We start from the raw sequence: 18,197 nt of genomic DNA, 5'->3' as shown, positions 1-18,197 counted from the left end.
ACTATTGGGGGTCAGTTCATGAAAGCGGCTTTTTGATTCGTATTATTCTATTTCTAGTTTGTAACCTATCCCGTAAATGGATTTGATGTAGTCACATTTTTCATTTATCGAGACCATTTTTTTGCGTAAGTTTTTAATATGGCTATCGATAGTGCGATCACTGACCACTCTTCTATCGTCGTAGATTTTATCAATCAATTGATCGCGACTATAAATGCGGCCAACATTTTGATAGAGAAGGTGCAAAAGCCGAAACTCAGCTGGCGTTAAACTTAGCTTAATACCACATAGGACGGCGGTCATACTCAATTCATCAATATCAATGGCGTTCGTTGTTGACGTGGCTTGGGGCTTGTTGGAACGGCGCAAAATATTTTTCACCCTCACAACCACTTCTCTCGGGCTGTACGGCTTACATATATAATCATCTGCACCCAGTTCAAGCCCAACGAGTCGATCAATCTCTTCGACCTTGGCTGTCGCCATAACCACTGGGATGTCACTGAACGTTCTCAGCTCTCGATAAATATCCAACCCGTCTCGATTGGGTAGCATGAGGTCGAGAATAATGAGTTTAGGCGATGCTTGCTTTACCCAGTCAATGACAAGGTTACCATCGATAATATGATGACTTTCAAGGCCAGAGTGCTCTAAGTACTCACACAGTACACTTGCTAATGCAGGCTGATCTTCGACGACTAAAATCACGATTTTATTTCCTTTGGTAACGCTATGATGATTCGTAGTCCACCCAATTCTGAGTGGTCGGCAGTAATGTGTCCTTGGTGCGCTTCAACGATATTTTTACAGATAGATAAGCCAAGTCCAGAACCGCCACTTGAGCGACTGCGCGATTTATCAACGCGGTAAAGCCTCTCAAATAAACGTGGAAGTGATGCATCAGGTACACCTGGATCACTGTCTTCAACGTTGATAATAATACTATCACTAATGTCGGTAACATCTATCGATACATGCCCATTATCGCTAGTGTATCGTGCGCTATTTTCCAACAGATTCACAAACAGTTGTGTCAGTAATCTCTCATCACACGAGGTAAACAGTGGCGCCGAATGGTCATAGTGCTTTGTTAATGTGATGTTTTTTTGTTCTAAACGGATCGAGTTTTGAACGATCACAGAATCAATCAGTTTATGTATATCAACGTTGTTTTTAACATTGAGGTTAAATCCGATGTCATACAGGGAGAGTTGGTGAAGATCCTCAACGAGTTGACCCAGTGTGATGATTTGTTGATGTAACGAGTCGATGTATTTTGGTTCAGGTGATCGAATACCGTCTTGTAGCGCCTCTAGTTCACTTCTAAGCACGGTGATAGGCGTTCTAAGTTCATGTGAAATATCTGATAACCACTGTTCTCTAAGTGTTTTCTGTTTTCTTAGTGTCTCGACAACACCGTTGAATATTCCGATGAGATCGGACAATTCATCATTGCCGCTTTTTTTAATGTAGAAATCGAGATCGCCATTTTCGATAGATTTGGCACCTTTCGACAAAGCACGCAATGGTTTCAAAAATCGCCTAACAAGAAACAAAGAGATAAGGAATGAAAGCAACACGGTAATCGATGCGATAGTGCTTACATGCGTCGTTTGTTGTTTGAAAAAGCTTTCTGCTAAAGGCCCTGATATTTCATCCATCTGGACGATGGAGATATACCCAATAACTTGATCATCCAGTGTTATTTCGACTAGCGCTTGATGCTGACCATCTTCAAGGTGATGTAGGTTTTCAGGCGGTCCAATTATGGCTCGCCCGTCTTGATCTAAAATGTTGAGTCGTTGCCAAATAGGTTGAAGGCCTGGCGCTTCCGGCTCTCTTAATGGTGGTGGCGATGGGTGTCTGTCACGAGGATGTGGTCGTGAGGGGCCGCCAATGCTACTGGCGATTAAATGTGGTTCACGCTCTAGCCGCCTCCACTGTTCGGAAGGTGAGTAATATTGCTTTAAGTTATTGGCGAGTTCTTGAGCTAGGGCAATCTCATTATTATTTGTGAAATCTTGGAGCCCTCTTTGAAAACTGGAGTTAATAAAATAGGTCAGTACAAAGAGCATGGTCACGCACACCATTAGTATTGAAACAAACAGTTTGGTGAAAATTGATATGCGCACGTTCTCTCCAGAAATTAAAGTGAATTAAGACGATAGAGTGAGTTAAGACAATAAAATGAGATAAACCAATATTAGCCCTCGATCGTGTGGGAAATATGGACATTGATTTCTTTATTCATCTTAGGCCATGTATAAGCACTCTTTTGTTAGAAACGAATAGCGAGCTGACAGGGTGCTATACCCCATCAGCTCGCATTGAATTATCACTATTTTAGGATAACCCTCTAACCATTATTGACGTCTTGGTGGTGGTGGCGGAACTTCCTCTTCCGATAGACCACCGCTTCCATCTGCGTCTAGTTTATCAAAGTCATCGGCGAGTGGACCTCTGAGCTCTTCTAATTGTAATTCGCCATCACCGTTTGCATCCATTTCTTCAAAGCTTGGCATTTCTCTTGGGCCTTCACGGCTTTCAGCACACGCTTGAAGCGCGAATGTCGATGTCAGTAAAAGTAATGCTGTCGTGATTTTTTTCATAATTTAATTCCTATTCGTAACCAAATATAAGTGTATTTCTTTGACGCAAATAGGTTAGCGATCAAATTAGCAGAGAAAATGGATAAATCTAGGAGATGAAAGTTAGCGTTTAACTTTAATAGGGCATCAGTTCATCAGCCCATCAAGTCAGGTTGTTTAAACCTCCATTGTTTCTACATAGTTTCCACATTTTCTATTTTTATCCTAGTCCACTATTGAACTCATGAATTTAATGCCTTTAGCAATAAAGGCAGAAAGCTATCGTTGGTATTGAAATGGATTATTTTTTAGGAGCCGTAGAATGAAGGCAATGGTAAAAAAATCAGTCGTTGTCTCTTCTACGTTGTTGGTTGCTTCTTATAGTAACGCTGCGCTTTATAGGGTGGTTTTGGAGGAATCACCAGTAGAAACTGAATCGGTGTATGGGGTCGCAGTTGAACCAGAGCTTGGTACAACGGATTGCTTTAGTACCAGTTGTGGTGACACCGACTACGCATTCGCAGGGGAAGCTCAAAATGCAGAACCAGGTTTTTCCTTTAAAGAGGAGGTCCCCTTTGGTATCGATAACACGTTCTACTATTTGGATTATGACGATATCTATAGCTACTGCACGAGCGAACTTGGCTACGCGACTTGTGAAGCTTGGAGTTCTTTATTGTGGTATGGCGATGATGATGCGGGCATTGGAGGCTTGAAAAATGAGCGTGATGCGTATTACGGGCTGAGCTATCAGACCAATTCCACGGCTTTTTATGATTCTTCTTCGCTAAGCGAGATCCCAGATGTTGGCAGCAACCCACCTGATGTGAGCAGTTATAGTTATTCCTTTGTTGATGGAACAGAGGAGAAGGTGATCACTAAAGTTGACGAGAATGGTTTTGTTCTTGGTAACACCAGCAGTGGTTACTACAGTTATAACAACCAATATATTCAGTTGTATAGGCAGCGTGGTTACTACGATACAGGCACTGAATTTACGGTTCTCCAACCTGAAGCCGATACCAGCATTACGATCAGCGATGCTAACGGCGAAGCGAATATAATCTCCCAAATGGGAAGAACGATGGCTTTTGACTCTTTCAGTTATGGAGGGGAAAGCTATGTGGTCGGAAGCGCGTCCGTTGCGACTTTTTATTACAGTGATGGATACAAAGATTATGACTCTCCGTACACATCCGACAGTGATGCTGAGGATCTAGATAATTGTATCGATGAAGATATTGAGCCTGCTTTATATCCAGAGTGTCAGAACTTTGCTTTTGCTAATCGAGCTTTTGTCTGGAATATAACCGATGCGAATGGTCCCAATGATGATGGAAACCGTTTTGCAGTATCCGATTGGGAAACCAGTTCGACCTATTACTCTTACAACGATGATGAAGCTTCAGCACAAGCGAGTGTGAGGGCTGCAACGATTTCGTCTAGAGGGACATATAGCTCTTATCCTGTTTTAGTTGGTTACAATACGGAACTAGATGATTCAGATAACTTTCTTATGCAGGCTGCTGTGTTTAGGCCAAGCAGTACGTCAAATTTCAGCGTTTCGGAAAATGCTTGGACGACTACATTTATCGCTAATGCGACGGTAGAAGTGAGTGATTCATACATTCACAGTAATTCTGTCGCAACAGACATTAATGAAAACATGATGGTTATTGGTTATGCAAAAAGAGATGGTGATTATCCGTCGGATCGTGTGTCTGATAATCGTATGTTCGTCGCTGATGCGAATGACACAACGCCAACAGCCACATTCTTCGCAAGTTTAGGTGAAGACATTTTCTTTGACAGTGCAGAGGGAAAAGCAAGTGAGATCAACAGCTACAATGAAATCGTTGGCTATGTTGACGCCGAAACTCACGCTGAAGTAGACGGACATGAAAGAAGGCATCGCGGCTTCATTTTCCCTTATAACGACACTGGTACCGATGCTGATAGACGTGCAAGATATAATGATCAAGCTTGGTGGTTAGACGACCTAACTAACGGTGGTGACGACAGTGATGCCAACAACCACTTTAGAATATTGGACGCAACCGACATTAATGACGCGGGTGTTATCTCAGGGACGGCAATACAATGTTTTGCGAGTGAAAGTAGCTCCTCTTCTATGGCTTATGATTCAACCGCACACTTTGCTTATTGTAATGATGGAGTAGGTGACGAGAGGGTGGTGGCTGTAAAACTTATCCCGATATCTGGAGCAACAAGTGAAGACATTGCTGAAAGAAGTGATGATAGCGCTGAAGATGTTGAACGTAGTGGTGCCGGTACCGGGCTATTGGTGCTTATCAGTTTAATGTCCGTGCTTTCAGTTCGCTTGAAAAAGTCTCGTTCTGTGATTGCCTAAATTGATGACGTGCTCACGAGAGAAACAACCTCTATTTGACCGTCAACCATTAAAGTAATGGGTTAGGTTTGATACTTCGTCCCATAAGAATACCGCTGGGATATGAAGCTTTTTAAAAGAGCATCACCTGTTTTGTGATGCTCTTTTTACGTTCAACATACACTTATCTCTTTCTGCTTTAGCCAAAAAAATCACTTGTAACAGTTAAGTAACATCTCTTGCTTTGCTGTAAATCAAACCACCATCTTTCAATCCCTTGATAGCACTCACTTTCCTGTTGTGATGGTTTGTGTGTAACAATTATTTTACAAATTGATGGGATTTCATCGAAATTGCCCATTTTCCTCCATCCATTCCATTATTTCCGCTTGTGGGCCAAATTTAATTAAGGACAAAAATCACGTAATACAAAACCAATAGGTACAAGGAGAAAGTTCATGGTGGATACATACAACCCGCTTGGCACGGATGGATTCGAGTTTGTTGAATACACGGCCGTTGACCACAAGGGAATTGAGCAACTTAAAGCACTGTTTGTGTCACTTGGTTTTGCTGAGGTCGCCAAGCATCGCTCAAAAGAGGCTTGGCTGTATCGACAAGGTGACATCAACTTCATCGTTAATGAACAACCGCACAGCCAAGCGGAAGCGTTCGCTAAAGTGCATGGGCCATCGGTGTGTGGCATGGCTTTTCGTGTCAACGAAGCGACAGCTGCAATGGAACAAGCGTTTAAGGGCGGTGGTGAAGAGTACAAAACAGAAATAGGGCCGATGGAGCTAAGCATTCCTGCCATTTACGGTATCGGTGAAAGCCTGCTCTATTTTGTGGATCGTTATGGCAAGCAGAGCATCTATGACGTCGATTTCCGATTCTATGACGATGCGGAACAGCGCATGGCCGAAGCTAATGTTGGCTTGTATGAAATCGACCATCTCACGCACAACGTGAAACAAGGCAATATGGATGTATGGTCTGGGTTCTATGAGCGTCTGGGCAACTTCCGTGAGATTCGCTACTTCGATATTGAAGGTAAGCTGACAGGCCTTGTGAGCCGCGCCATGACCTCACCGTGTGGCAAGATTCGTATCCCTATCAATGAGTCTTCCGACGACAAATCACAAATTGAAGAGTTCATTCGTGAATACAACGGCGAAGGTATCCAACACATCGCACTCGCCACCGATGATATCTACAAAACCGTGAAGACTCTGCGTGATCGCGGTATGGACTTTATGCCAACCCCAGATACCTATTATGAGAAAGTTGACGATCGTGTGAAAGGCCACGGTGAAGACACCGATCTGCTGCGCGACCTGCGTGTTCTGATTGATGGCGCACCGACCAAAGACGGCATTTTGCTGCAAATTTTTACGCAGACCGTAATCGGGCCTGTGTTCTTTGAAATCATTCAGCGTAAAGGCAATGAAGGCTTTGGTGAAGGTAACTTCAAGGCGCTGTTTGAATCGATTGAAGAGGACCAGATTCGTCGAGGAGTATTAGACGATGCATAAATGGATCTCGTTTCCTCATCGGGAGGGGGTGTGCTCTAAACAAGCGCATGCCGACTTCCCCGAAGAGGCAATTTATGAGCGAGAGGCGGGCCGAAGTGGATTCTTCGGCCCTGCCGCTCATTTTCATCACCAGCATGCCCCAACAGGTTGGTCGGAGTGGGAAGGTGATTTACGCCCTCGCGCTTTTGATTTTACGCTGGTGGAAAAAGCCAGCCAGATAACCCCTTGGGCGGTGCCTCATCTTTTGCACAACGCTGACTGCAAAATCCGAGTGTGGCGCATGGACGAGAAGATGGATTTCTTGGTGCGTAATTCTGATGGTGATGAGCTGCTGTTCATTCACCAAGGTAGCGCCGATCTTTATTGTGACTATGGTCATCTAGCCGTGAGTGAAGGGGATTACGTGATGATCCCGCGCTCAACCAACTGGCGTTTAGAGCCAAGTGAGCCGATGTTCATCTTGATGATTGAGAACACAGACGCGGCTTACTCCCTGCCAGAGAAAGGCATGGTCGGTAATCACGCGGTGTTTGATCCAGCGGTTCTTGAAATCCCGTCGATCAACGATCAATTCCGCGCTCAGTACTCCGAAGATCAAACCCAAGTTCAGGTGAAACGCCACGACAAAGTCAGTGTGATCACTTATCCGTTCAATCCTTTAGACGCGATTGGTTGGCATGGGGATTTGGCTGTGGTGAAAGTGAATTGGCGCGATATCAGACCGCTGATGTCACATCGTTACCACTTGCCACCATCTGCGCATACGACCTTTGTTGGCGCAGGCTTTGTAGTGTGTACCTTTGTGCCACGCCCGATTGAGAGCGATCCAGGTGCGTTGAAAGTGCCGTTCTATCACAACAATGACGACTACGATGAAGTGCTGTTCTATCACGCTGGTGACTTCTTCAGCCGCGATAACATTGAAGCGGGCATGGTGACCTTCCACCCTGCAGGCTTCACGCATGGGCCTCACCCAAAAGCCTTTAAGGCAGGGCAAGCGTATAAGAAAAAGTTCACTGATGAAGTCGCGGTGATGATCGATACTCGCCACGCGCTGCAGTTCTCTGATGAACTCGATAGCGTTGAGAACAAAGAATATGTCTACAGTTGGCAAGACACTGGTTTGCAAGAGACAGGTTCTCAAACCATGGCTGACGATAAGAAGTAAGGGACAAGGATGAAATTAGCAACCAAGAAAAATGGCACTCGCGACGGTCTATTGATGGTCGTAAGTAAAGATCTTAAACAATGTGTAGCTGCAACCGAAATTTTCCATGCGATGCATCTAGCGCCAACCATGCAGGTAGCATTGGATAACTGGGACAGCGTGGCTTCTCAGTTACAAGAGTTATACACCTCGTTAAACAACGGGCATGTGACTGGCAGTGAAGTGTTTGCATCTCAGTATTGTGAATCACCTCTGCCACGCGCATATCAATGGGCGGATGGCAGTGCTTATGTAAACCATGTTGAACTGGTGCGTAAGGCGCGTGGTGCTGAAATGCCAGAAAGCTTCTGGGTTGATCCATTAATGTATCAAGGCGGCTCAGATGCGTTTATCGGCCCTTGTGACAATATCGAATTTGCCAGCGACGAGTGGGGCATCGATTTCGAAGGTGAGGTTGCGATTGTGACCGGTGATGTACCGATGGGCGCTAGCGCTAAACAAGCGCACGACTCGATTCGCTTGCTGATGTTGGTGAACGATGTGTCGCTGCGCGGTTTGATTCCGGCGGAGCTTGCTAAGGGTTTTGGCTTCTTCCAGTCTAAACCGTCTTCTGCGTTCTCTCCGGTCGCAGTTACACCTGACGAGCTTGGTGAACAGTGGAAAGGCAGCAAGGTGCATTTACCGCTGATATCGACCTACAACGACCAGCCTTTTGGTTGCCCGAATGCGGGCGTCGATATGACTTTCAACTTTGCTGAACTAGTAGTCCATGCTGCGAAGACTCGTCCACTGTCGGCAGGCGCGATCATAGGTTCAGGCACGGTATCGAATAAGCAAGGCACTGACCACGGCACCTCAATTGCCGAGGGCGGCGTGGGCTATTCATGCATTGCCGAGGTGCGCATGATTGAGACGATTCGCGATGGTAAACCGTCGACTAAATTCATGTCGTTTGGCGACTCGATTCGCCTAGAGATGTTTGATGCGGCGGGTGACTCGATTTTTGGTGCGATTGACCAAAAAGTTAGCCAATATCGAGCGTTATAGCCCATATTATAAAGATTCAGCTCGAGCGAGATCATTGTATGAATCAGAACATGACACTTTACGGTTACTGGCGCTCTTCGGCTGCTTATCGAGTACGTATTGGATTGAACCTAAAGCAACTCGACTATGAATCCAAATCGGTGCATTTGGTGCGTAATGGCGGCGAGCAGCATGATCCACATTATCGTGAGCTCAACGCCAGTGAATTAGTGCCGGTGCTGGTGGATGGTGACGTTCAACTCAATCAGTCGCTGACTATTTTGCAATACTTGGACGAAAGCTATTTATGTGAGAGCAGCCCAGACTCCTTGTTGATTCCAGAGCAAACACCACTGCGTTATCAAGCGTTGGCAATGGCTCAGGATATTGCGATAGAAATTCACCCTCTTAATAACCTGCGTGTACTGCAGTATTTGGAGCGAGAATTATCGTGCGAGCAAGAGGCAAAAATGGATTGGCTTCACTATTGGATGAGCCAAGGTTTTTCGGCATTAGAAGATAAGCTTTCTAAGCATCGTCAAACACACGGTGATTCGGTGTATAGCCTCACCGATTCACCATGTATTGTCGATATCTGCTTAGTGCCACAAGTCTATAACGCGCTGCGTTTTGGCGTTGATATGTCACCTTATCCGCTGATTAACTCAATTGTCGAAGCGTGTAATCAGTTACCCGCGTTCATCGATGCGATGCCAGAGAATCAAGCGGATGCGAATGATTCCATGTAGATTCACTGATGTAAACGCAAATACTTTTCCCTTACGCTATCAAAACCGCTTATTTCAAGAAGCGGTTTCAAAAATTAAATATATTAAATGCAGTGAGTGTGTGAATATTTATCCCGTTTAGCACTAATATGCTCCTAATAAAAAGCCTCGTTATTAAATAAGAGGATTTAACCCAAGGTTTTATATTAGTGGTGATTATTATTAGATTATATTAATAATAAACAATACCTTCGCCTTTCGTAATCAGAGTACCAGCTTCATTGGTAATTATTTTATCTAAATCAAATAATGAACCAATCGCCGCATTACCCAATCCAGCTTCAACGAATTTACAAACGGCATCAATTTTTGGCCCCATAGAACCAGCAGGGAATGAAAATTCTGCTAAACCAGCTGGCGTTGCTTGCTTCATTTCTGCTTGGTCTTCTTTACCATAGTTACGGAAAATCGAACCATCGGTTAAGATAATAAATAGGTCGGCATGGATTTTTTCAGCCAGTAATTCAGCCGTAAGATCTTTGTCAATTACGCACTCTACGCCAGTACTCTTACCCTGTTCAATACTCACGGGAACACCGCCGCCGCCACAAGCGATAACAAGATTTTCTGTATCTAGAAGAGTTTCAATTTGCTGAATTTCAACAATGCTTTTTGGCATAGGAGAAGGCACAACGCGACGGTAGTACTCGCCATCAGCTTTAAACTGCATTGTGCTTTGAGCCATTAACTCTTTAGCTCGTTGCTCTGTATATACAGGGCCAACAAATTTAGTCGGGTTAGCAAACTCAGGGTCTTTTTTGCATACTTCAGTTTGCGTGACTAGCGTCGCTACGTCTAATTCAGGGTCAATGTTTCTTAGTTCTTGCTGTAACATGTAGCCCACCATGCCACAGGTTTGAGAGCCGAGTACATCCATTGGGTACGGGGTCGTCTCTGGTGAATATTCGTTGTAAGCTGCGTTTTGTTCCATCAACAAACCTACTTGTGGGCCATTACCATGAACGATAACAATCTCATGCTCGCGAGCGATCGCGGCAATACTCGCTGCTGATTTGATTATATTTTCACGTTGGTTCTCAGCCGTTAATGCTTGGCCTCTTGCTAAAAGAGCGTTACCGCCTAGAGCTAATACTATGCGCATGATAATGTCTCCGATCATTTAATAATGATTTTATTTTACGTAGGGATTAACCGCTTGTTATTTATAATTTAATTCAAGCTTATTAATAAAAATGACTAGGTTTTTAATTAATCTTAAGTAATTAACATGCCGAAATAATATGGGAAAATAACCGTCCTAAATGTGATAGTTATCAAATTATTATTTCACTAGAAATGGAGCTGTGGAAAAGGGAGTTATTGCAATTCGATTAAATATCCATATGCTTGGATAAAATCTAGCGGTGGAGTCTTTTTGGGTATAAATGATTCGTCTTTAGTGAATATTATCTCTGGCTATAAAATGATTAATTTTCTATTTTTGTTTTAAATATGATGAGCAGATCGCATTAAGGGTTTTAGAAAAGGTACGGGGCTATACTGAGGCGAGGATTCACAAGCTTAAATAGTGGCTTCGATTCGGTTTTCAATCGGCTGCCTTTACTCTAGGTGTTATCTGACAGCCAAATGAAAATTGGAGATAGTTAGCCACTTTTTAAGGCTCAACACTAAAGCGAAACAACGCGCTTTATCTCTTCCAAAACCTCGGCGTTAGCGATAGCCCCGAGGTTTTCTACACTCTTACCATTGATCACCTGTTTTACCGCCAGCTCCACCAGTTTTCCTGAGCGAGTTTTTGGCACGTCACTGATAGCAAATATCTGGCTTGGCACATGCCTTGGTGAGCAGGATGATTTGAGTTTGCTTTTGATGGCTGTCAGTAATTCATCATCTAGAACCACACCTTGCTGCAGTTGAACAAACAGCCATATCTGCTCGTTGCGGTCGATGTCTTTACCGACTGCTATCGAATCGATGATGCCTTCAATGGTGTTCACTTGCTGGTAGATTTCGGCCGTACCAATTCGCACGCCACCGGGGTTGAGTGTGGTGTCGCCTCGCCCGTAGAACAGGTAGCCGCCATGTTCGCTCTGTGCGACTTCATCACCGTGATGCCACACATTATCAAACCTATCCCAATAGGTGCCGTGATAGCGCTCTCCGGTGTCATTCCAAAAGCCAGCGGGGAAGTTGGGTAGGGAGTTGGTGCATACTAGCTCGCCCCGTTCTTGGTTGACCTTTTGACCAGACGAATTGAACACCTTGATGTCGACACCGAGCCCGGCCTGTTGGCACTCACCGCGATACACAGGCGAGATTGGGTTACCCAAAACAAAGCAGCCACAAATATCCGTGCCGCCAGAAATGGACGCTAAATGCAGGTCTTGCTTGATGTGCTTGTAAACGTAATCGAACTGCTCTGGGTAAAGCACAGAACCCGTCGAGCACAGTGTTCTTAATTGAGGCAGAGAGTGGCTGTCGATTGGTGAGAGTTCCGCCTTCTCAATCGCTTCTAGGTACTTGGCTGATGTACCAAACAGCGACACATTCGCGCGCTGCGCTAAATCCCATAGAACGTTAGGTTGCGGATAAACCGGGCTACCATCAAAGATCACCAAACAGGCACCGCTCGCGAGTGCAGAGACATGCCAGTTCCACATCATCCAACCACAAGTGGTGTAGTAGAACACGCGATCTCTCGGTTTTATATCGCAATGAAGCTGATGCTCTTTTAGGTGGTTGATGATGGTGCCACCAACAGAATGCACAATACATTTTGGCTTGCCCGTTGTGCCGGAAGAGTAGAGCACAAACAACGGTTCATTGAAGCCGACACGAGTAAATTGAAGAGGTTTTGGCTGATACTGATTGATGATGCTGTGCCAGCTTTGGAGTGACACGTCATGCTCAAAATCATTGTTCTTTAAATAGCCGATCTGACACACCTGTTTTAATTCGTTTAAGTGCTCGATGATTTCACGGTTCTTGCCCGTCATATCGAACGTTTTGCCATTGAAGGTGTAACCGTCACAGGTGAACAGCACCTTAGGTTTCACTTGGCCGAATCGCTCAATCACACTCTCGACGCCAAAATCAGGCGAGGTTGATGTCCAAATCGCGCCTAAGCTGGTGGTCGCTAGCATTGCGATCACGGTTTGCGGCAGATAAGGGGTATAAGCGGCGACCACATCGCCTTGTTGCACGCCACATTCCACGAGCCATTGTTGAACGCTAGAGACTTCCTCACACAAGGTTTGCCATGTGTAGCTTTGCTGTTTGCCACGTTCGTTCTCAAACCAAATCGCAAGTTCGTTTGGCAACGCTTTTGCTGAATGCAGCAAGTTTTCGGCGTAGTTAACTTGAGCATTTGGAAACCACACCGCATCGCGATTCGATTTCGGCTGCTGCCAGCGGCTTTCACCTTGAGTTTTGATGTGCTTGCTTTCTACCCTGTTAATACAGTCTTGCGAACCCACCATGCCACAAAACTGCCACACGTTATGCCAAAACGACTCCGGCTGCTCCACAGACCATTGATGAAGCTCCGTGTAGTTTTTCAATTTCCGCTCGAATACGCCCTGCTGATCGAGGTTATTCATAAATCGGGTTACGTTGGCGTGTGCGATACGCTGGTCACTAGGTTGCCAAATTGGCTTATTGCTCTCGTGCATTCCTTTACCTTTAACAAAAAGTTAACGATTTCAGTCTGGTATTTAGGTTTTACAAAGTCAAAAGATCAGCAAAATAAGGGGTTACCGGAGTTGTGTAAATAAAATGTTACACGATCGCCTATTTCGAAAAATCGCGCAAATTGGCGGATATAAGGAGTGGAGATAGGCTTAAAGTGAGACATTCGAAAGGAGGTGTGTAATGACTCAATATCATTCTAAGCCCGTGAGCCAAGAGGGATGGGTTGAGTGGAGCCTCGAAGAAGACGCCATTTGGCATGACTTAGTGAAAAGGCAACTGGACGTCATTAATGACCGCGCATGCGATGCTTATTTGCACGGTTTGACCCTGCTGGATCTGCCATTAGACAGAGTTCCCCAGCTTCCAGAGATAAACAAAGTGCTAATGGAAACAACAGGTTGGCAAGTTCAGCCTGTTCCGGCGTTAATCGATTTCGACCGTTTCTTTGATTTGCTCGCGAATAAGAAATTCCCCGTCGCGACATTTTTGAGAACGCGAGATGAGTTCGATTACTTACAAGAACCTGATTTCTTTCATGAAATTTTTGGTCACTGTGCCATGCTTACTAATGCTGATTTCGCAGCATTCACTGAGCATTATGGAAAACTAGGCCAAGCGGCGACATCAAAACAGCGCGCTTATCTTGCCCGTTTGTATTGGTTTACGGTCGAGTTCGGTTTAGTAAAAGAAGGCCAACAACTGAAAATATATGGCGGTGGCATCCTTTCGTCTCCGGCGGAAACCATGTATGCGTTGGGAGGGGATTTGGCCGTTCGCGAGCGGTTCGATCTGCAAACGGTGTTAAGAACTCCTTATCGCATCGACATCATGCAGCCGAAATATTACGTGATCGACGAGCTATCTGAGCTCTTCAAAATCAGTCAGGAAAACCTATTACAGCAAGCTGATCTCGCGATTGATGCGGGGTTACTACCACCACTTTTTGAACCCAAGGAACCAACAAATGTTGAATGAACAAAAATGCGAAGCCTGCAGTATCGACGCGATTGCCCTAAGTAAAGACGAGCAACAATCTTTACTGTTGGAGTTGTCTGATTGGCAGATCATGGAAAGAGACGGCATCCCACAGCTTGAGAAGGTGTTTAAGTTTAAGAACTACAAACAAGCATGGGCATTCAGCAACAAAGTGTCAGAGTTAGCAGAAGAAGAATTCCATCACCCTTCGATCTTATTGGAATGGGGCAAAGTCACCGTCACTTGGTGGAGCCACTCAATTAAAGGCCTACATAAAAATGATTTCATCTGCGCCTCACGCTGTGATGTATTCGCGGTGAGTGAGTAGTTTCATAGATTAGAAATCACTCTTTCGCCTTTGTGATGTGATTACTCATTATTCGGCTCATTAGGTGAGCCGAATAAGCAATACTTTCGCATCATGGGGCGTCACTTCTCTCAAACTAGCTTGACCTGCATCAGTGACTTGCTTAGTTTCTTGTCTCATAAACCCTTTCGGTTACTCATAGTATTGGTTTTATGAGGCTGCTCTATGATATATTTCTCGGCCAAGTGTATTACAGACGAAGGCTAATAATGTCTATCAACCTTTCACTCCTTCCACCCAGAGAGAAAAATAAAATCGAACTGGATAAGCAAGCATCGTTTCTTGTATGGAAACTGAAGCAAGCGAAATGTGGCCCTGAAGCCATTGTTGAAGAAGCAATGAAGCTAGGTGACCCAGAAGAAAAGGCTTGGTTTGATCAGTCTGTAGAAAAATACAAACGGGTAATGGGTGTCGCATAAACGCAGACAAACCTTGCCCAGCAGTGCTGTAGAATTGAAATGACACAGTAATTTGCTAGAATTTGCACCGTTAATTGAATCAGAGAGAAGATCCCGATGGGAAGAAGTTTTGAAGTGCGCAAGGCCTCAATGGCGAAAACTGCAGGCGCAAAAATTAAAGTTTATTCTAAATACGGTAAAGAGATTTACGTACTGGCTAAGAACGGCAGCTCTGACCCAGACATGAACCTACCTCTTAAGCACCTGATTGCTAAAGCGAAGAAAGACCAAGTACCAGCTCACGTTATCGACAAAGCGATCGATAAAGCGAACGGCGGCGGCGGTGAAGACTTCCAACCAGCTCGTTACGAAGGTTTTGGCCCAGGTGGCACAAGCGTAATCGTTGACTGTCTAACTGACAACGGCAACCGTACTTTCCAAGACGTTCGCCAATGTTTCGTTAAGACTGGTGCGAAAATCGGTGTTGAAGGTACTGTTTCTCACATGTTCGCTCACCAAGCTGTATTCCAGTTCAAAGGCGAAGATGACGAGATCATCCTAGAAACGCTAATGATGGAAGACGTAGACGTGACTGACGTTGAGCTAGAAGACGGTGTTATCACTGTATTCGCTCCAACGACTGAGTTCTTCAAAACGAAGACTGCACTAAACACTGCGTTCCCAGAGCTAACGCTAGACGTTGAGGAAATCACTTTCGTTCCTCAAACAACGACACCAGTAGCTGAAGAAGATTCTGAGAAATTCCAGAAGTTCTTAGACATGCTTGACGACTGTGATGACGTTCAGCAGGTTTACCACAACGCTGAGCTGTAATCTTTACAGTAACAACAGTTATTAAAAAACCGAGCCTAGTGCTCGGTTTTTTTATGTCTGCAATTCAGGCGCTTATCCGTGAACATAGCTTTTTGACTGCAGCTCTTTGGTGGCAGAACTTAGGTCATAGCTCCTTGGTCACAAGCCCTTGATCATCGTTCCGTTATCTCAGGTTCGCAAAGCGTTCTCGGGCGACAAATCCATGCTGATAGTTTTCTGATCAAAGGGAGCACGGTGAGGTTGAGCACGATGGCACACGGCCAAGCGATGAAAAAGCTTTGCATCCAGATTGGCGGCCATTCGGGGCTAAATCCCATTTTGTAGCCAGAAATTAACCCAGACATGATGGTCGCCATGGTCAGTGAAGATAAAATCGCGGTTACCCAAAATTGTTTGTTGTTCATACTGTGTTTCTCCCGTGATTTTCTGATGTTGATGAGATAAGGTTATATTTATCCATTAATGAGAAAAATAGGCACATGTAGAAGTATGAATTCCATATTTGGAAACATTGATGATCTGTTCTTATTCTGTGCAGTGGTTGAAGAGGGCTCTTTGTTGTCGGCCTCGAAACGGCTGCAATTGCCAGTGTCGACTATGTCGCGTCGGTTAACTGCATTGGAAGATCGCCTCAATATCCGACTTTTAGAAAAGAAAGGTCGTGAGCTGGTGGCCACCAAAGACGGCGAGGCGGCCTTTTCTGCACTGAGCAGCGGCATGGAGTCGATTCATCACGGCTTTAATAGCTTGCTTGAAGAGCGTGACGCTATCCAAGGCAAGATAAAGCTCGCCGTGCCTCATAATTTCTACAGTGGCTTTCTAGGGTCGACGGTAGAGCAATTCCTCACTCAATATCCGAACGTTCAGCTCGACCTTACTCTTAGCCAGCAGCAGCTTATTCCACAGACCGATCGTGACTTACTGATCACGTTTAAGATCTCGGACATGGAAGGCATGATTGCTCGACCGCTGTTTAAAGCCAAACACGGGTTTTATGCAAGCCCAGAATACTTAGATTCGCGTGCAACAATAGAAAAACCGGACGACCTAGAGCTACAAGACTGGATTAACGTCGATGATGTGTTTGATATGCCGCTCTACAAATCCGACCGCTTAGAGCAAATGATCACGATTAAACCTAAGTTCATCGTCAACGATATTCATGCGGTGGCGGCCGCAGCGCAAAAAGGCTTGGGGCTCGCTTCATTGCCTTTTCGTCATGTATCCCCTGAGATGAATCTGATTCAAGTGCTCCCTGAGTATCATCGGGGTGATCGCCAAGCGTATTTAGTGTACAAAGAAAGAAAATATCAGCCAAAGGCTTTGACCCTGCTTATTGATGCATTGATTGAGAGTGTTCGATCTTTTCATAGTGATGGTTTGGTCAAATAAAAGGAGAAAGAAATGAAAGTAAGTTTTATCGGGCTAGGCGTTATGGGTTTCCCAATGGCAGGCCACCTAGTCAAAGCCGGTTTTGAGGTAACGGTATTTAACCGCACTCACAGCAAAGCGCTAGACTGGGCTGATAAACACCAAGGTAAAGCGGCAGAATCTGTGGCTGAGTGTGTAGCGGAAGCTGACGTGGTATTGGTTTGTGTGGGCAACGATGATGACGTACGCAGCATGACAACCAGCGACACAGGCGCATTGGCAGCAATGAAGCCAAACGCAATTCTTGTCGATCACACTACAACATCTGCAGTTCTGTCTGAAGAGCTTGAAGTTGCAGCGAAGCAAGCCGGTATTCGCTTTATGGATGCACCTGTATCTGGTGGCCAAGCGGGCGCAGAAAATGGCGTGCTAACCATCATGTGTGGCGGCGAACAAGCGCTTTTCAACGACCTTCAACTTGTGTTCGAAGCTTACGGTAAGTCGTCAGTTCTTATGGGTAAAGTCGGCCAAGGCCAACGCGCGAAGATGGTTAACCAGATCTGCATTGCAGGAGTATTGAACGGCTTATCTGAAGGCTTAGTACTTGCTGAAAAATCAGGTTTGGATATCCAAACTCTGGTTGATTGCCTTAAAAACGGCGCTGCTGGCTCGTGGCAGATGGAAAACCGCGCGACCACAATGGCGCAAGACAAGTTCGATTTCGGTTTCGCCATTGATTGGATGATCAAAGACTTAGGTTTCTGCCTAGATGAAGCTGAGCGCCAAGGCATCCAGCTTCCACTAACTGAAAAGACCAACAACGCATACAAGGCATTGTCTGCCGAAGGACAAGGCCGCATGGATACATCAGTATTGATGAAAGCTGTGGTTGAAGAGACAAAGAAGTAGAAGTCATCAAGCTTCGTTCTGAACATTGAAAATAGCCGCTGATTAGCGGCTATTTTTTTGGTTTGAGCTCTGCCGAGTGCGTTAATCCAAAAAAATAAATCCCCTCCTAGCCTCCCCTTGATTCATATGTAGATCCCTTGCTGATCGTGGAAAGGGGAGGAATAGAACATCGATCGTTAAAAGTGTCGATGTATGTTCAGTGCTAAAGAAAGTTCTCCCCCTCTGCTACAGAACTAGAGA

General features: G+C 45.1%; 17 protein-coding genes. 11 read left to right on the top strand and 6 right to left on the bottom strand.

Features of this window, described 5'->3' with window-relative positions:
• Positions 1-42: 42 nt before the first annotated feature.
• From AB4161_RS17865 to AB4161_RS17855, 3 genes are all read right to left on the bottom strand, one after another.
• Positions 43-708, bottom strand: coding sequence for a response regulator (locus tag AB4161_RS17865; RefSeq protein ID WP_017061237.1), 666 nt, complete (start codon positions 706-708; stop codon positions 43-45).
• Complete coding sequence (locus tag AB4161_RS17860) at positions 705-2,075, bottom strand: ATP-binding protein (RefSeq protein ID WP_372083767.1); 1,371 nt, start codon at positions 2,073-2,075, stop codon at positions 705-707. Before AB4161_RS17860 ends, AB4161_RS17865 begins: the two co-directional genes overlap by 4 nt.
• 288 nt (positions 2,076-2,363) lie before the next feature.
• Positions 2,364-2,609 carry a hypothetical protein gene (locus tag AB4161_RS17855; RefSeq protein WP_010432281.1) on the bottom strand — a complete coding sequence of 82 codons (246 nt, stop codon included), beginning with the start codon at positions 2,607-2,609 and terminating at the stop codon, positions 2,364-2,366.
• A gap of 301 nt (positions 2,610-2,910) precedes the next feature.
• Here AB4161_RS17855 and AB4161_RS17850 point away from each other — a divergent pair, with 301 nt between their 5' ends.
• From AB4161_RS17850 to maiA, 5 genes are all read left to right on the top strand, one after another.
• Positions 2,911-4,959, top strand: coding sequence for a DUF3466 family protein (locus AB4161_RS17850; RefSeq protein ID WP_372083763.1), 2,049 nt, complete (start codon positions 2,911-2,913; stop codon positions 4,957-4,959).
• Positions 4,960-5,396: 437 nt separating this feature from the next.
• The gene (gene hppD / locus AB4161_RS17845; protein ID WP_017091952.1) at positions 5,397-6,470 is read left to right on the top strand and encodes a 4-hydroxyphenylpyruvate dioxygenase; all 1,074 of its coding nucleotides are present in this window, start codon (positions 5,397-5,399) and stop codon (positions 6,468-6,470) included.
• A complete protein-coding gene (locus tag AB4161_RS17840; RefSeq protein WP_372083761.1) occupies positions 6,463-7,638 on the top strand; it encodes a homogentisate 1,2-dioxygenase in 1,176 nt (391 codons plus the stop codon). Before hppD ends, AB4161_RS17840 begins: the two co-directional genes overlap by 8 nt.
• A gap of 9 nt (positions 7,639-7,647) precedes the next feature.
• Complete coding sequence (locus AB4161_RS17835; RefSeq protein ID WP_372083759.1) at positions 7,648-8,685, top strand: fumarylacetoacetate hydrolase family protein; 1,038 nt, start codon at positions 7,648-7,650, stop codon at positions 8,683-8,685.
• A gap of 38 nt (positions 8,686-8,723) precedes the next feature.
• A complete protein-coding gene (gene maiA, locus AB4161_RS17830; RefSeq protein WP_372083757.1) occupies positions 8,724-9,413 on the top strand; it encodes a maleylacetoacetate isomerase in 690 nt (229 codons plus the stop codon).
• Between the two features lie 211 nt (positions 9,414-9,624).
• Here the strand turns inward: maiA and AB4161_RS17825 are convergent, their stop codons facing one another.
• Entirely contained in the window at positions 9,625-10,554 is a 930-nt protein-coding gene (locus AB4161_RS17825) for a carbamate kinase (protein WP_372083756.1), read from the bottom strand.
• 526 nt (positions 10,555-11,080) lie between these two features.
• Positions 11,081-13,084, bottom strand: a complete 2,004-nt coding sequence (locus AB4161_RS17820; protein ID WP_372083755.1) for an acetoacetate--CoA ligase — start codon at positions 13,082-13,084, stop codon at positions 11,081-11,083.
• A 199-nt stretch (positions 13,085-13,283) separates the two neighbouring features.
• Here AB4161_RS17820 and phhA point away from each other — a divergent pair, with 199 nt between their 5' ends.
• The 4 genes from phhA (at position 13,284) to AB4161_RS17800 (ending at position 15,677) form a co-directional block, all read left to right on the top strand.
• Positions 13,284-14,078 (top strand): phenylalanine 4-monooxygenase, encoded by a 795-nt coding sequence (phhA, locus tag AB4161_RS17815; RefSeq protein ID WP_372083753.1) that lies wholly within the window; start codon positions 13,284-13,286, stop codon positions 14,076-14,078.
• Positions 14,068-14,406 carry a 4a-hydroxytetrahydrobiopterin dehydratase gene (locus tag AB4161_RS17810; protein WP_017102223.1) on the top strand — a complete coding sequence of 113 codons (339 nt, stop codon included), beginning with the start codon at positions 14,068-14,070 and terminating at the stop codon, positions 14,404-14,406. The genes phhA and AB4161_RS17810 overlap by 11 nt, the downstream gene beginning before the upstream one ends.
• 248 nt (positions 14,407-14,654) lie before the next feature.
• Positions 14,655-14,864, top strand: a complete 210-nt coding sequence (locus tag AB4161_RS17805; protein WP_372083751.1) for a DUF3283 family protein — start codon at positions 14,655-14,657, stop codon at positions 14,862-14,864.
• A gap of 96 nt (positions 14,865-14,960) precedes the next feature.
• Entirely contained in the window at positions 14,961-15,677 is a 717-nt protein-coding gene (locus tag AB4161_RS17800; RefSeq protein ID WP_017057670.1) for a YebC/PmpR family DNA-binding transcriptional regulator, read from the top strand.
• Positions 15,678-15,829: 152 nt separating this feature from the next.
• Here AB4161_RS17800 and AB4161_RS17795 read toward each other — a convergent pair whose 3' ends face one another.
• Positions 15,830-16,081 (bottom strand): DUF2798 domain-containing protein, encoded by a 252-nt coding sequence (locus AB4161_RS17795; RefSeq protein ID WP_372083750.1) that lies wholly within the window; start codon positions 16,079-16,081, stop codon positions 15,830-15,832.
• Positions 16,082-16,166: 85 nt separating this feature from the next.
• Here AB4161_RS17795 and AB4161_RS17790 point away from each other — a divergent pair, with 85 nt between their 5' ends.
• Positions 16,167-17,069 (top strand): LysR family transcriptional regulator, encoded by a 903-nt coding sequence (locus AB4161_RS17790; protein ID WP_372083749.1) that lies wholly within the window; start codon positions 16,167-16,169, stop codon positions 17,067-17,069.
• A gap of 12 nt (positions 17,070-17,081) precedes the next feature.
• Entirely contained in the window at positions 17,082-17,957 is an 876-nt protein-coding gene (locus AB4161_RS17785) for an NAD(P)-dependent oxidoreductase (RefSeq protein WP_372083748.1), read from the top strand.
• The last annotated feature ends 240 nt before the right edge of the window (positions 17,958-18,197 follow it).

Source organism: Vibrio sp. 10N.286.51.E5 (genome assembly GCF_041469125.1).
Classification (GTDB): Bacteria; Pseudomonadota; Gammaproteobacteria; order Enterobacterales; family Vibrionaceae; genus Vibrio; species Vibrio crassostreae_C.
Note: the sequence above shows the minus strand (reverse complement) of the source record. Positions and strands in the feature narration are given on the sequence as shown.

Coding starts and splice junctions, on each gene's coding strand:
- phhA (WP_372083753.1), top strand. CDS start 13,284: ATGACTCAATATCATTCTAAGCCCGTGAGCCAAGAGGGATGGGTTGAG.
- AB4161_RS17840 (WP_372083761.1), top strand. CDS start 6,463: ATGCATAAATGGATCTCGTTTCCTCATCGGGAGGGGGTGTGCTCTAAA.
- AB4161_RS17805 (WP_372083751.1), top strand. CDS start 14,655: ATGTCTATCAACCTTTCACTCCTTCCACCCAGAGAGAAAAATAAAATC.
- AB4161_RS17825 (WP_372083756.1), bottom strand. CDS start 10,554: ATGCGCATAGTATTAGCTCTAGGCGGTAACGCTCTTTTAGCAAGAGGC.
- hppD (WP_017091952.1), top strand. CDS start 5,397: ATGGTGGATACATACAACCCGCTTGGCACGGATGGATTCGAGTTTGTT.
- AB4161_RS17800 (WP_017057670.1), top strand. CDS start 14,961: ATGGGAAGAAGTTTTGAAGTGCGCAAGGCCTCAATGGCGAAAACTGCA.
- AB4161_RS17860 (WP_372083767.1), bottom strand. CDS start 2,075: ATGCTCTTTGTACTGACCTATTTTATTAACTCCAGTTTTCAAAGAGGG.
- AB4161_RS17795 (WP_372083750.1), bottom strand. CDS start 16,081: ATGAACAACAAACAATTTTGGGTAACCGCGATTTTATCTTCACTGACC.
- AB4161_RS17820 (WP_372083755.1), bottom strand. CDS start 13,084: ATGCACGAGAGCAATAAGCCAATTTGGCAACCTAGTGACCAGCGTATC.
- AB4161_RS17790 (WP_372083749.1), top strand. CDS start 16,167: ATGAATTCCATATTTGGAAACATTGATGATCTGTTCTTATTCTGTGCA.
- AB4161_RS17835 (WP_372083759.1), top strand. CDS start 7,648: ATGAAATTAGCAACCAAGAAAAATGGCACTCGCGACGGTCTATTGATG.
- AB4161_RS17810 (WP_017102223.1), top strand. CDS start 14,068: ATGTTGAATGAACAAAAATGCGAAGCCTGCAGTATCGACGCGATTGCC.
- maiA (WP_372083757.1), top strand. CDS start 8,724: ATGAATCAGAACATGACACTTTACGGTTACTGGCGCTCTTCGGCTGCT.
- AB4161_RS17855 (WP_010432281.1), bottom strand. CDS start 2,609: ATGAAAAAAATCACGACAGCATTACTTTTACTGACATCGACATTCGCG.
- AB4161_RS17850 (WP_372083763.1), top strand. CDS start 2,911: ATGAAGGCAATGGTAAAAAAATCAGTCGTTGTCTCTTCTACGTTGTTG.
- AB4161_RS17785 (WP_372083748.1), top strand. CDS start 17,082: ATGAAAGTAAGTTTTATCGGGCTAGGCGTTATGGGTTTCCCAATGGCA.